Origin of the sequence: Pseudidiomarina sp. (assembly GCF_033722695.1) — a bacterium.
Lineage (GTDB): Bacteria > Pseudomonadota > Gammaproteobacteria > Enterobacterales > Alteromonadaceae > Pseudidiomarina.
The window spans coordinates 100322-114063 of sequence record NZ_JAWVYM010000002.1; the positions used below are offsets into that span (position 1 = coordinate 100322).

The 13742-nt window shown below is 52.6% G+C and carries 12 protein-coding genes and 1 pseudogene; 12 read left to right on the forward strand and 1 reads right to left on the reverse strand.

The features are described from left to right. The first annotated feature begins 4 nt into the window (after window positions 1-4). The 9 genes and pseudogenes from prfA to R3196_RS01525 all read left to right on the forward strand — a co-directional run bounded on the left by prfA (window position 5) and on the right by R3196_RS01525 (window position 9003). The gene (gene prfA, locus R3196_RS01485) at window positions 5-1093 is read left to right on the forward strand and encodes a peptide chain release factor 1 (protein ID WP_318934936.1); all 1089 of its coding nucleotides are present in this window, start codon (window positions 5-7) and stop codon (window positions 1091-1093) included. Between the two features lie 5 nt (window positions 1094-1098). Continuing rightward, a complete protein-coding gene (gene prmC / locus R3196_RS01490; RefSeq protein ID WP_413242889.1) occupies window positions 1099-1977 on the forward strand; it encodes a peptide chain release factor N(5)-glutamine methyltransferase in 879 nt (292 codons plus the stop codon). After that, window positions 1970-2476, forward strand: a pseudogene (locus R3196_RS01495) (response regulator); the annotation flags it as partial. The gene prmC and the pseudogene R3196_RS01495, both read left to right, overlap by 8 nt. An 89-nt stretch (window positions 2477-2565) precedes the next feature. Next, a complete protein-coding gene (locus R3196_RS01500; RefSeq protein WP_318934834.1) occupies window positions 2566-2943 on the forward strand; it encodes a SirB2 family protein in 378 nt (125 codons plus the stop codon). Between the two features lie 9 nt (window positions 2944-2952). Next, complete coding sequence (locus tag R3196_RS01505) at window positions 2953-3756, forward strand: SirB1 family protein (RefSeq protein WP_318934835.1); 804 nt, start codon at window positions 2953-2955, stop codon at window positions 3754-3756. A gap of 59 nt (window positions 3757-3815) precedes the next feature. Further along, window positions 3816-5066, forward strand: a complete 1251-nt coding sequence (locus tag R3196_RS01510) for a DUF819 domain-containing protein (protein ID WP_318934836.1) — start codon at window positions 3816-3818, stop codon at window positions 5064-5066. A gap of 30 nt (window positions 5067-5096) precedes the next feature. Next, complete coding sequence (gene kdsA / locus R3196_RS01515) at window positions 5097-5945, forward strand: 3-deoxy-8-phosphooctulonate synthase (RefSeq protein ID WP_318934938.1); 849 nt, start codon at window positions 5097-5099, stop codon at window positions 5943-5945. Between the two features lie 82 nt (window positions 5946-6027). Beyond that, entirely contained in the window at window positions 6028-6654 is a 627-nt protein-coding gene (locus R3196_RS01520) for a TetR/AcrR family transcriptional regulator (RefSeq protein ID WP_318934838.1), read from the forward strand. 48 nt (window positions 6655-6702) lie between these two features. Then, the gene (locus tag R3196_RS01525; RefSeq protein WP_318934839.1) at window positions 6703-9003 is read left to right on the forward strand and encodes an acyl-CoA dehydrogenase; all 2301 of its coding nucleotides are present in this window, start codon (window positions 6703-6705) and stop codon (window positions 9001-9003) included. A gap of 19 nt (window positions 9004-9022) precedes the next feature. Here R3196_RS01525 and ettA read toward each other — a convergent pair whose 3' ends face one another. Beyond that, window positions 9023-10690 carry an energy-dependent translational throttle protein EttA gene (gene ettA, locus R3196_RS01530; protein WP_318934842.1) on the reverse strand — a complete coding sequence of 556 codons (1668 nt, stop codon included), beginning with the start codon at window positions 10688-10690 and terminating at the stop codon, window positions 9023-9025. Window positions 10691-10852: 162 nt separating this feature from the next. Between ettA and glyA the strand changes: the two genes are divergently transcribed. Genes glyA through ribD form a run of 3 tightly spaced genes read left to right on the forward strand, consistent with a single transcriptional unit; the run spans window position 10853 to window position 13708 of the window. After that, window positions 10853-12109, forward strand: a complete 1257-nt coding sequence (gene glyA / locus R3196_RS01535) for a serine hydroxymethyltransferase (protein WP_318934843.1) — start codon at window positions 10853-10855, stop codon at window positions 12107-12109. A gap of 44 nt (window positions 12110-12153) precedes the next feature. Next, window positions 12154-12603 carry a transcriptional regulator NrdR gene (gene nrdR / locus R3196_RS01540; protein WP_318934845.1) on the forward strand — a complete coding sequence of 150 codons (450 nt, stop codon included), beginning with the start codon at window positions 12154-12156 and terminating at the stop codon, window positions 12601-12603. Continuing rightward, entirely contained in the window at window positions 12596-13708 is a 1113-nt protein-coding gene (ribD, locus tag R3196_RS01545; protein ID WP_318934846.1) for a bifunctional diaminohydroxyphosphoribosylaminopyrimidine deaminase/5-amino-6-(5-phosphoribosylamino)uracil reductase RibD, read from the forward strand. Before nrdR ends, ribD begins: the two co-directional genes overlap by 8 nt. The last annotated feature ends 34 nt before the right edge of the window (window positions 13709-13742 follow it).

Genomic DNA, 13742 nt, shown 5'->3' on the forward strand with positions numbered 1-13742 from the left:
AATGATGAATAGCTCGATTACCCGCAAGCTGGAAGGCTTGCTGGAGCGTTATGAAGAAATTCAGCACCTGTTGAGTGATCCGCAGGTGATCGCTGATCAGAACAAGTTTCGTGGCTTGTCGCGGGAATATTCGCAGTTGGAAGAAGTGGTAAAATGCTTTACCACCTATCAGCAGGTACAAAACAACGCGGCTGCGGCGCGTGAAATGATGCAGGAAGACGATCCTGAGATGCGCGAAATGGCAGCGGTCGAGCTGGAAGAGAGTGAACAACAGCAAGAACAGTTAGCGCAGGAACTGCAGGTGCTGTTACTGCCCCGCGATCCTAATGATGACAGACCTTGTTACGTGGAAATCCGGGCGGGCGCCGGGGGTGATGAAGCGGCGATTTTTGCCGGGGATTTATTCCGCATGTATGGCCGCTATGCCGAACAGCACGGCTGGAAGGTCAGCATCGTTGGGGCCAGTGAAGGCGAACATGGTGGTTACAAGGAAGTGATTGCCCACGTGTCAGGCGATGGAGCATACGGTAAGCTCAAGTTTGAATCCGGCGGGCACCGGGTGCAGCGGGTACCGGAAACTGAATCCCAGGGCCGGGTTCATACCTCTGCCTGCACTGTGGCTGTGTTGCCGGAAGTCCCGGAAACCGAGGCGATTGAAATTAATCCAGCTGATTTGCGCGTGGATACCTTCCGTGCCTCGGGCGCCGGTGGTCAGCACGTTAACCGGACCGATTCAGCCATCCGCATCACCCATATTCCGTCAGGTTTCGTAGTGGAGTGCCAAGATGAGCGCAGTCAGCATAAAAACCGGGCTAAAGCGATGTCGGTGCTACAGGCGCGTTTGCAGCAGGCTGCTGAAGATAAACGTACCCAGGAAGAGCAGAGCACTCGCCGCAGCCTGGTTGGCAGCGGCGATCGCTCGGAGCGGATCCGTACCTATAACTACCCCCAGGGCCGGGTCAGTGATCACCGCATCAATTTGACCCTTTACCGTCTTGATGAAGTATTGGCCGGGTCGCTGGACCTAATCCTGGAGCCAATTATCCAGGAACACCAGGCGGATCAGCTGGCGGCACTGTCGGAAAACCAATAATGCTAATGCCCGCAGTGACTATTGCCGAAGCTGTACTGCAGGCGGCAGCGCGGCTGGCAGCCAGTGATACCCCGCGGCTTGATGCTGAGTTGTTGCTGGCGCACAGTTTACAAAAAACCAGAACTTACCTGCTGACCTGGCCTGAACGTGCACTAACCGCTGCGCAATATGCGGACTTTAATGAGTTGGTCACGCGCCGGGCTCAGGGTGAGCCTGTCGCGCACCTGACTGGCCATCGCGAGTTCTGGTCGCTACCGCTACTGGTTAATGACAGCACCCTGATTCCACGTCCTGATACTGAAGTTTTGGTTGAACAGGCGCTGGCGTTAAACCTGCCGGAACATGCCCGGGTATTGGATCTGGGGACCGGTACCGGCGCTATCGCGCTGGCGTTGAAAAGCGAAAGACCGGGCTGGGTGGTAGAGGCGACCGATCAGTCAGCTGCAGCGGTAGCATTGGCGCAGGCCAATGCCCGGCAACTAGAGTTGTCGGTGCGGGTATGGCAAAGCTCGTGGTTTGACGCCGTAGTGGATATTAATAGCTATGACCTGATCGTGAGCAATCCGCCTTATATTGCGGCCGATGATGTTCATCTGCAGCAGGGCGACGTGCGATTTGAGCCGCTTTCGGCACTGGTGGCGGACGCCGGAGGCCTTTCCGATCTGCGCAATATCATTGAAGCTGCCCCGGCTTATTTGTTTGACGGTGGCTACCTGATGCTCGAACATGGTTGGCAGCAGGGTGAGGCCGTACGTGAGTTGCTGGCGCAAAATGGTTACCAGCAGGTTCATACCTGGCGTGATTATGGTAATCTGGATCGGATTAGTCAGGGCCTATATCGAAAACCAAACTCAGGAGAGGGTGGGGAAAAGTGTCATGAATAATGATTTTCTCTTTGCTGATGAGCAGGAAGCGCAGTTAACGATGCCGGCGGCCACTAGTGGCGAGCGCTGGAAAGTACTGATAGTGGATGATGAAAAAGAAGTTCACGCAGTAACCCGGCTGGCATTAATGGAGTTGACCTTCGAAGGTCGGGGCCTCGACTTTCTCAGTGCCTATTCGCGGCAGGAAGCCGAGCAATTGGTTATGGAACACAACGATCTGGCTCTGGTACTGCTCGATGTGGTGATGGATACCGATGATGCGGGCCTGAAAGTCGCCAAGTTTATTCGCGAACAGGCGCAAAATCAGCATGCGCGGATTATCCTGCGTACTGGTCAGCCCGGCCAGGCGCCGGAACGTTATGTGGTTATTAACTACGATATCAATGATTATAAAGCCAAAACTGAACTAACTTCGCAGAAGCTCTTTACTTGTGTGATGTCGGCATTACGCTCCTATCGCGACATTATCCGTGTGGATGCCGCCCGCAAGGCAGCAGAACATAAATTACAACAGGTGTTTGAACAATTAGAACAAAATCATCCGGAGATTTATCAACGGATCAAATCAACCTTAGGTAAGGACGAATAATGCTTTCTTATACTGCTCTGAAACATATGCACGTGATGTTTGTGGTACTCAGTATCAGCCTTTTTGTGCTGCGCTTTTTCTGGGTCTCCTGTGGTTCGGCTATCGCCAGCAAGAAATGGGTGAAAATCGTTCCCCATATTATTGATACTTTTTTACTGCTGACGATCATCGGTCTGTTGCTGCAGCTGAGCCAGTGGCCCTGGGACACTGCCTGGTTAGCAAATAAATTACTGGGGCTGCTGGGTTATATCGCTTTTGGGCTGATGGCGATGAAAGCATCAAGCTTCCGTCTGCGTATGGTCGGTTTTATTATCGCGCTGGGCTGGATTGGCTTCTTATTCCATGTGGCATTCAGCAAACAAGCACTTATTGGCTAACCGGGGTTTATGCATTTTTCTTATTTAGAGCAGGTTGATCGTGAGATGCTGCCGACCATAGAAATCCTGTGGGAAGTTAGCCGTGCCTTTCACAGCGATAGTGATCATTACGTAGCCGAATATTATCAGCTGCTGCGCGAAACCGCAGAGGCAACTGCTGAGCTGCAAGGGGTGAAGCGGTTACAGGCGCTGATTGATCGCTTTTATTTTACGTTAGGCTTCAGCGATGCGCCGGAACCTGTGGCTGGCAGTAAGCGAATTCTGTTGGATCGGGTGATCAGCCTGCGTACCGGTCTGCCGGTTAGTCTGGCACTGTTGCTGCAGGAGGCGGCAGCATACGCTGGCTTGCCACTGGAAGTCGTTGATTTTCCCGGGTACCCGTTATTGCGCTTTGACTGGCAGCACCAGAGCTATTTTGTCGACCCGCTTAACGGTGAACTACTGGAAGACCGGCAGGTACAGGAACGTTTTACCGAAGTCACTGAAGATGCGCTGGATTTTTCCTGGGATATGGTCGAAGTCGCCGATCAGAAATCAGTGCTGGTGCGTTATCTGACAGAACTTAAGCATGCTTTTATTAATGATCTTGAATTTGCTAATGCGCTCACTGTAGTACACATGATTCTGACCATTCTGCCTGATGACCCTTATGAGATTCGGGACAGAGGGTATGTACTGGAAGAACTCGACTGTCAGCATGCGGCAGTTGACGACTACCAGTATTTTGTCGAACAATGCCCGGATGATCCCAGTGCGCAGCTTCTGCGTCTGCAACTGGAAACCTGGCCAACGCCACAACATACCTTGCACTAGCAAGGCAGAATACGAAGCGGCGCTGGCCTGACAATAATAATAAAAAATAAGGGGTTTTCGTGGAAACCACAGCTCTGATAACCAACGACGGTATTATTTTCGGTATTCTTGCAGTCATTCTGGGGAGTATTTTCTATACCCAGCGCAGTGAATCACCTTTCTGGCAAAAGTTTTATAAGTGGGTACCGGCGCTATTGTTGTGCTATTTCATACCTTCTTTACTCAATACCTTTAACATCGTTGACGGCACTACCACCGCAATTTATCCGCTGGTGATGGGGTATCTGCTGCCAGCCTGTCTGGTGTTGCTGACGCTGAGCCTGGACCTCAAATCAATTGTCAGGCTGGGCCCTAAACTATTAATTCTGTTTTTGACCGGTACTCTGGGTATCGTGATCGGTGGACCTATCGCACTGTTACTGGTGTCGGCGGTATTCCCGGAGATGTTAGGCGGGGCGGGCCCTGATGCAGTCTGGCGCGGCATGACCACCATTGCCGGTAGCTGGATCGGCGGCGGGGCTAACCAGGCGGCGATGAAAGAAGTTTATGAGGTGGGCGGTAACATTTTCTCAGCCATGGTGACCGTAGATATTATTGTCGCGAACCTGTGGATGGCGGTATTGCTGTATATGGCAGCGAATCATCAACGCATTGATGCCCGTACCGGTGCCAATACCAAGGCGATCGAGGATATTAAAGAGCTGATGGAACACTATGAGAGTGAGCATCGGCGTGAGGCGAAGCTGCCTGATCTGGTGTTTATTATGGCGGTGGCTTTTGGTGTGACTGCTATTGCGCATTTGGGTTCTGACGTGCTGGCACCCTACATTGGTGCCAATATGCCAGCGCTGGTAGATTTCAGTCTCGATAAGAAGTTCTTCTGGCTGATTGTGATCGCCACAACCCTGGGCGTCGCCTTATCCTTTACTCCAGTGCGTAAACTTGAAGGGGTCGGCGCTTCCAAGTTCGGTTCCTTATTTGTTTACATCCTGGTGGCGACTATTGGTTTGCATATGGACGTCAGCAAAATCGTTGAAGTGCCCAAGTACTTCCTGATTGGCGCTGTGTGGATGATTGTTCATGCCGGACTGATGTTGTTGGTCGCGAAACTGCTAAAAGCCCCGGTTTTCTATATGGCTGTCGGTAGTCAGGCCAACGTCGGTGGAGCAGCGTCGGCACCCGTGGTCGCCTCGGCGTTCCATCCCTCGCTGGCTCCGGTGGGTGTGCTGCTGGCCGTATTCGGCTATGCATTGGGAACCTATATGGCCTATATTTGTGGACAGATTCTGCGGGTTGTGGCCGGACAGTAACCCTTAGCTAACAGACGGGACCTTAATGTGATTAATACTCAGATTATTAAAGTTGGTGATGTGCAGGTGGGTAACCAGTTGCCGTTCGTACTTTTCGGCGGCATGAATGTGCTCGAATCACGTGATTTGGCGATGCGCATCGCTGAGCACTATGTAGAGGTAACCAACAAGCTGGGTATTCCATATGTTTTTAAAGCGTCCTTTGATAAGGCTAATCGGTCTTCGGTTCATTCGTACCGGGGGCCGGGTCTGGATAAAGGTCTCGAGATATTCGCTGAGATAAAATCCACGTTTAACGTCCCCGTCATTACCGATGTCCATGAACCGCATCAGGCTGCTCCGGTTGCCGAAGTGGTTGATATCATTCAGCTGCCAGCTTTTCTTGCCCGTCAGACCGATCTGGTGGTGGCCATGGCGCAGACCGGTGCGATCATCAATGTGAAGAAGCCACAGTTTCTGGCGCCCCATGAAATGCGCCATATTCTGAAAAAATTTGCCGAAGCCGGTAATCGCCAGGTTATTCTCTGTGAACGTGGCAGTAGTTTTGGCTATAACAATCTGGTGGTTGATATGCTGGGCATGGACGAAATGAAGCAAATGGCTCCGGTGATGTTTGACGCCACCCATGCTTTGCAAAAGCCTGGCGGTCGGGAAGACTCCGCCGGTGGCCGCAGAGCGCAGGCGACGGTGCTGGCGCGATCCGGCATGGCTTTGGGCCTGGCTGGTTTATTTATCGAAGCCCATCCGGATCCGGATCAGGCCAAGTGCGATGGTCCCTGCGCATTGCCACTGGATAAACTGGAGCCGTACCTGCAGCAAATGCAGGCGGTTGACCAACTGGTTAAATCATTTTCACCTCTTAATACGGAAACCGGTTAAGCTATTCCCGACTTGCGCAAGCCAGGCACATGCTTTAGATTAAAACACATGTTTTAAATGGACGTTCTAAACGGCTGGACCTATGGCAAAGCGCTTAACGACGAAAGAAAAAATCCTCAACGCAGCTGAAGCTTTGTTCGCTGAACAAGGCTTTGAGCAGACGTCATTACGACAAATAACTGCCGGGGCAGAGGTCAATCTGGCTTCGGTGAACTACCATTTCGGTTCCAAGAAGGCGCTGATCCAGGCTGTCATGGCCCGTTACCTGGAAATATTTATGCCAGCCCTTGAGCGCGAACTGATGGCGCTGCAGCAACAGCAGCAGATCACCACGCTGGCAGTTTTTGATTGTTTTCGTGAACCGCTACGGGAGTTGTCAGCCGTCCGTAAGCATGGTCCTACCTTATTTTTGAGTTTATTGGGTTTCGCCTACGCTGAAATTCAGGGCCACCTGCGCCGCTATACCATGGACAACTTTGGTGAGGTTATGCAGCGGTTGATGGCGGTACTGCATACGGCGAATCCGCAGCTGAGCCCAGTTGATATGTTCTGGCGGCTGCACTTTGTGCTTGGCGCTACAGTTTTTGCGCAAGTATCCGGTCCTGCATTGCGTGAAATCGCTGCGGCAGACTTTGGTGAGCGCGTGCGGGCAGATCAGATTGTCGATAAATTAATTCCGTTTTTGGCAGGCGGCATGAATGCATCCTAAACTAGGATAACCCGGTATGCGGCCACTCCACGAAAAAATAGGTGAGTTATGGAAATCCTGATTCTTATTATTGTCCTGCTGGTACTCTTGTTTGCGGTTAGTGAAATTCGCCGCAGCCTGATAAGCCGGCCGGTACTGGCCCTTTTTAAAAGGGTGTTGCCGCCGCTCTCTGATACTGAACGTGAGGCAATGCAGTCGGGCGACACCTGGTGGGATGCCGATCTGTTCAGCGGCCGGCCAGACTGGCATGAGTTTCATAAAATATCGGCGCCGACTTTTACCAAAAAAGAACAGGCGTTTATCGATAACCAGCTGCCAACCCTGCTGGGGATGATAAATGACTTCAAGATTGTTCAGCAGGACCGCGATCTGCCGCCGGAAATCTGGGAATATCTACGCACAGAAAAATTCTTTGCCATGACCATCAGTGAAGATTTCGGTGGCCTGGCTTTTTCGGCTGCCGCCAATTCTCATATTGTATCACGGATCGCATCACGCTCTATCAGCGTGGCGGTAACCGTGATGGTTCCAAATTCATTAGGGCCCGGCGAGCTGTTAACGCACTATGGTACGAATGAGCAGAAAAAATATTGGTTACCAAGGCTGGCAGACGGAACCGATATTCCCTGTTTTGCCTTAACCGGCACCGAAGCGGGATCTGACGCCGGCGCAATCCCGGATACCGGGGTTGTCTGCAAGGGCGAGCATGAAGGTCAGGAAGTTACCGGGATACGTCTTAACTGGGACAAACGTTACATTACCCTTGCCCCGGTTGCGACAGTACTGGGGCTGGCATTTAAGCTCTATGACCCCGAGTGCTTAATCGGCGACAAAGAAGACATAGGTATTACCTGTGCGTTAATCCCGGTTAAACATAAAGGCGTGAAGACAGGCGACCGTCACCTGCCGTTGGATCAGGCTTTCATGAACGGTACCACTTCAGGCAAGGATGTATTTATCCCGCTCGACTGGATTATCGGCGGCCAGGATTACGCTGGTAGGGGCTGGCGTATGCTGATGGAATCTTTATCAGCCGGACGCGGTATCTCCTTGCCGGCACTGGCTACCGCGACCGGGCATGTCGCGCAGCGTATGACCGGGGCCTACGGCTATGTGCGGCAGCAATTTGGCTTGCCAATAGGCAAGTTTGAAGGCGTGCAGGCAGCGATGGGAACCATTGGTGGCACTAACTATATTCTCGAATCGATGCGGCGCCTGACCCTGACCGCGTTATGTGAAGGCAAAAGCCCGTCGGTGATCACGGCTATGACCAAATATCATATGACTGAAATGGGTCGCACGGTGATGGATCGGGCTATGGACGTTCATGCCGGTAAAGGCATTCAACTGGGCCCAAAGAATTACCTGGGCCATGGCTATATCGCCATGCCGATCTCAATTACCGTTGAGGGCGCTAATATTCTTACCCGTAGCCTGATTATCTTCGGGCAGGGCGCTATTCGTTGCCATCCTTACGTACTTAAAGAGATGGAAGCGGCCAACAATCCGGATGAAGAAGCTGCGCTACGTGAGTTTGACAGTCTATTAATGAAGCATCTTCGCTTTGCGACTGCTAATGTGTTCAGCAGCCTATGGATGGGGCTGACCGGCGCGCGCTTTAATAGCAGCCCGGTAAGTGGTTTCACTGCCCGTTATTACCAGCAACTTACACGGATGAGTCGGGCTCTGGCGCTGACCTCTGACTTAGCTATGTTGTCACTGGGTGGTGATTTGAAACGCAAAGAAATGCTGTCCGCACGCTTAGGTGATGTGTTGAGCCATTTGTATATGGCTTCAGCGGTACTCAAGCGGTACGAAGATGAGGGCCGTCAGAAGGGCGATATCGCCTTTGTCGAGTATGCACTAGATTATCATCTGCACGCGATCGGCGAAGCCTTCCGCGGCTTTTATGCGAACTTCCCGAACCGGATCCTGGCCTGTGCCCTGCGTTTGGTATCATTCCCCTGGGGTATTCGTTATAGCCCGCCCGCGGATCGTAGCTATCAGGACATTGCGGATCTGATGATGGAACCGGGTGTAAACCGTGATCGGCATACCTTCCTGTGTTACTGGAAGGATGACAGCGAAGACATGACTGGCCATATGGAACTGGCATTTCAGGCGATGCATGAGCATGCCGAACTTTATAAGCGGATTCGCAAGGCAATTAAACGGGGTGATATAGCTGAAGATCTGAACGGCGATAATCTGGTGAAAGCTGCCCGTAAAGCAGAAGTTATTAACGCAGAAGAAGCCAAAGCGCTGAAGAAAAGCGAAAAGCTCCGGGTTTCAGCTATCGGTGTTGATAGCTTCAAACCCGGCGCTCTGGAGAAGAATAAGTTCTTCTGATGCAGCCGTAGCCGGCGCGTTACACGCCAATCGGCTTGTAACGCGTTCGGTGCGGCTCCATGGCTTGTTCGCCGTGGGTTTTCTTCATGTACTCTTCGTAATCACTGTAGTTCCCTTCGTAGAAGTTCACTTTGCCCTCATCGCGGTAATCGAGAATGTGCGTCGCGATCCGGTCCAGGAACCAGCGATCGTGCGAGATCACCATGGCTGAACCGGGGAACTCCAGCAGGGCTTCTTCAAGTGCTCGCAGTGTTTCTACATCCAGGTCATTGGTGGGCTCATCGAGCAGCAGCAGATTGCCGCCGGCTTTCAGTAATTTAGCCAGGTGCACGCGATTGCGTTCACCGCCGGACAATTCACCGATGCGTTTTTGCTGGTCATTACCGCGGAAGTTAAAACGGCCCACGTAAGCGCGGCTGTTTACTTCGAAGTTGCCAATGCGAATAACGTCCTGGCCGTCAGAAATTTCCTGCCAGATGGTGTTGGTATCGACCATATCGTTACGGAACTGATCAACACTGGCAAGTTGCACGGTTTCACCTAATTCAATCGAACCTGCGTCAGGTTGTTCTTCACCGGTAATCATCCGGAACAGGGTCGACTTACCGGCACCGTTCGGGCCGATAATTCCGACAATAGCCCCTTTAGGTAGGGTAAAGCTCAGGTCGTCAATCAGCATACGGCCGGAGTAGGCTTTAACCAGATTATTAACCTCAACCACTTTCTCACCCAGGCGCGGGCCCGGCGGAATAAAGAGTTCGTTCGTTTCATTGCGCTTCTGGTAGTCGCTGTTCTGCAGCTCTTCAAAACGGGCCATGCGTGCCTTGCTCTTGGCCTGACGGCCCTTCGGATTGGTCCGAACCCATTCCAGCTCCTGCTTAATGCTGCGCTGCCGGCCACGTTCCTGTTTCTCTTCCTGTTCAAGACGCTTATCTTTCTGCTCAAGCCATGACGAGTAGTTACCCTGCCATGGAATGCCATAGCCGCGATCCAACTCCAGGATCCAGCCAGCGACGTTATCTAGAAAATAGCGATCGTGGGTAATAGCTACCACGGTGCCGTCATAATCATGCAGGAACTGTTCCAGCCAGGCCACGGATTCAGCATCGAGGTGGTTGGTTGGCTCATCGAGCAACAGCATGTCGGGGCGGCTTAGCAGCAACCGGCAAATGGCAACACGGCGGCGTTCACCACCAGAGAGTAATTTGATTTTGGCGTCCCACGGCGGTAAACGCAGGGCATCGGCGGCACGCTCCAGAGTATTATCCAGATTATGGCCATCACGCGCCTGCAGTAAGGCTTCAAGCTCGCCTTGCTGTTTCGCCAGCGCATCAAAATCAGCGTCTTCTTCAGCATAAGCGGCATAAATTGCGTCGAGCTTCGCCAGGGCATCTTTCACATCAGCTACAGCTTCTTCTACCACTTCGCGTACCGATTTATTCTCGTCGAGCTGTGGTTCCTGCTCAAGGTAACCGATATGAATTCCTGCCAGCGGGCGGGCTTCGCCGTCAATTTCTTTATCGACGCCAGCCATAATTCGCAACAAGGTGGATTTACCCGAACCGTTCAGACCCAATACGCCGATTTTGGCGCCCGGATAAAATGACAGGGAGATGTCCTTGAGAATTGTCTTTTTCGGCGGGACAACTTTCGAAACCCGTGACATGGAATAGATATATTGAGCCATAACTGCAAGCATTCCTTAGTAAGGCGAATAGTGAGCCAAAATTTCAGCCTGCTATTTTAACCCTGAAGTTGGCGCGAACCCAAGTATATTGGTAAACTACGCGGCATATATTTCCCTTTACTTTGCTGTCATGCCCGGCAGCCGACAAAGGCAGGAGCCCTAATGTTAAAACGTGAAATGAATATCGCTGAGTATGATGCTGATTTATGGCAGGCAATGACCGAGGAAGCGCAACGTCAGGAAGAGCACATTGAACTTATTGCTTCTGAAAACTATACCAGCCCACGGGTTCTGCAGGCGCAAGGTTCGCAACTGACGAACAAATATGCCGAAGGCTATCCGCACAAACGCTACTATGGCGGTTGTGAGTTCGTTGACGTGGTTGAAGATCTGGCAATTGAACGGGCTAAGCAGCTGTTTGGCGCGAAATACGCGAATGTGCAGCCCCATGCCGGGTCACAGGCCAATTCCGCTGTGTTTCTGGCGCTATTGAATGCTGGTGACACGGTGCTAGGTATGAGCCTGGCCCATGGTGGCCACCTGACCCACGGCTCGTCGGTTAACTTTTCCGGCAAACTTTATAACGCTATTCAGTACGGTCTTGATGAAAGCACCGGTGAAATCGATTACGCCGAAGTTGCGTCATTGGCCCGCGAACACAAGCCGAAGATGATCGTTGCCGGTTTCTCTGCCTATTCAGGAATCGTTGACTGGGCCAGGTTCCGTGAGATTGCCGATGAAGTGGGTGCCTACCTGTTGGTTGATATGGCGCATGTAGCTGGCTTAGTTGCCGCTGGTTTGTATCCGAATCCGGTCCCCCACGCTGACGTCGTTACTACGACCACCCATAAAACCCTGGCAGGCCCGCGCAGCGGACTGATTTTGTCTGGCCGTGACGATGAAGCCCTGCATAAAAAGCTGAACAGCGGTGTATTCCCGGGCAGCCAGGGCGGCCCGCTGTGTCATGTGATCGCAGCTAAAGCGGTGGCCTTTAAAGAAGCCATGGAACCCGAGTTCAAAGCCTACCAGCAACAGGTACTGGATAACGCCAATACGATGGTGCAGGTGATGCAATCGAGAGGCTACAAGATTGTGTCCGGCGGCACCAAGAACCATTTATTCCTGGTGGATTTGATTGATAAAGACATTACCGGTAAGGATGCGGACGCGGCGCTTGGTCGTGCGTTCATTACTGTGAATAAAAACTCGGTTCCGAACGACCCGCGTTCACCTTTTGTCACTTCAGGGCTGCGTTTGGGTACCCCGGCGATTACCCGTCGTGGTTTTAAACAAGCGGAAGCTGAGCAGGTAGCGAACTGGATTTGCGATGTGCTGGATAATATTTCTGATGAAAGCGTTATCGAATCCGTGCGTGAGCAGGTCAAGGTGCTGTGCAAACGCTTTCCGGTTTATGCCTGAAACTGACAGCCTGATACTGATTGCTTTAAAGAAGGATAGCCCGTATGCATTGTCCATTTTGTGAGATGCAGGATACCAAAGTGATCGATTCGCGGCTGATTGCTGACGGTTCATCGGTACGGCGGCGGCGTGAATGTACTAATTGTAAGGAACGTTTCACCACCTTTGAAACCGCTGAGCTCATTATGCCGCGGGTGATTAAATCCGACGGCACCCGCGAGCCCTTTAATGAAGACAAACTGCGGAGCGGCTTGTTAAGGGCGCTGGAGAAGCGTCCGGTGAGCCTGGAGGCGACGGAGCAGGCGATTAATAATGTGAAATCATCACTGCGGGCAACCGGTGAACGGGAGATAACCAGCCAGGTTATCGGTGGTCTGGTTATGGAAAATCTGAAGGCGCTGGATAAGGTAGCTTATATCCGGTTTGCCTCAGTGTATCGCGCCTTTGACGATATCCGCGAGTTTGGCGAGGAGATAGCCCGACTTAATGACTGAGACGCACCACAGCTTTATGCAACAGGCGCTGGATTTGGCCGCCCGGGCGCAGTTCAGCGCGGCACCGAACCCTATGGTCGGCTGTGTCATCGTGCGCGATGGTCAGATCATTGGCAGTGGCTGGCATGTGCGCCCAGGTGAACCACACGCCGAAGTGCACGCCCTGCGCGAAGCCGGCGCAGCAGCTGCCGGCGCAACCCTATACGTTACCCTGGAGCCCTGCAGTCATTTTGGCCGGACCCCACCTTGCGTCGATGCCGTAATTGACGCTCAGGTAGGGCGGGTTGTCATCGCTATGCAGGATCCAAACCCTCTGGTAGGCGGCAAAGGTATCAGCCGCTTACTTGAAGCAGGAATAGCTGTTGAGGTTGGCATATTAGAAGCTCAGGCGGAGCTGCTTAATCGCGGATTTTTGTCGCGCATACGCCGTCGGCGGCCCTGGTTGCGGGTAAAACTGGCGGCGACCCTTGATGGCCGAACGGCGCTGGCTAATGGTGTGAGCCAGTGGATTACTGGCCCTGCCGCGCGTCATGACGTGCATCGCTGGCGGGCCTGCAGTGGCGCTATTCTCAGCACTGCCCGCACGGTACTGGCGGACAATGCCCGGCTTACCGCCCGCCATGAGCTGGCTGAGCGGCAGCCGTTGCGGGTGATTATCGATACCCAACGACAGCTTGCTCCAACACAGGCGTTTTTTCATGAAACCTCGCCGGTATTACTCGTTTATGCAGGTCCAGAGCCTGAGCATGATGATGAGCAAAGCTGGCCCGAACATGTCGAGCGCTGCTGGTTACCAGCGCTTAATGGCAAAGTCGATCTAAATGCGTTAATGCAGGAACTGGCTGTACGCGAGGTTAACGAGGTCTGGACCGAGTGCGGCGCTGAACTGGCAGGTGCTCTGTTGTCGGCCGGGCTGGTTGATGAACTGATTATTTATATGGCACCGAAACTATTCGGTGACACTGGCCGTAGTTTACTGCAACTGCCGGCTTTCCAGCAGGTGCAACAGGTACCTGAACTGGTTATAAAAGACCTACGTCTGGTCGGCGAAGATATTCGTGTGACTGCCATTCCGCAAGCTGTAAGAGGAGAGACTCAGTCGTGACAACACTGTCAAGCGCTGCCGAAATTATTGAAGA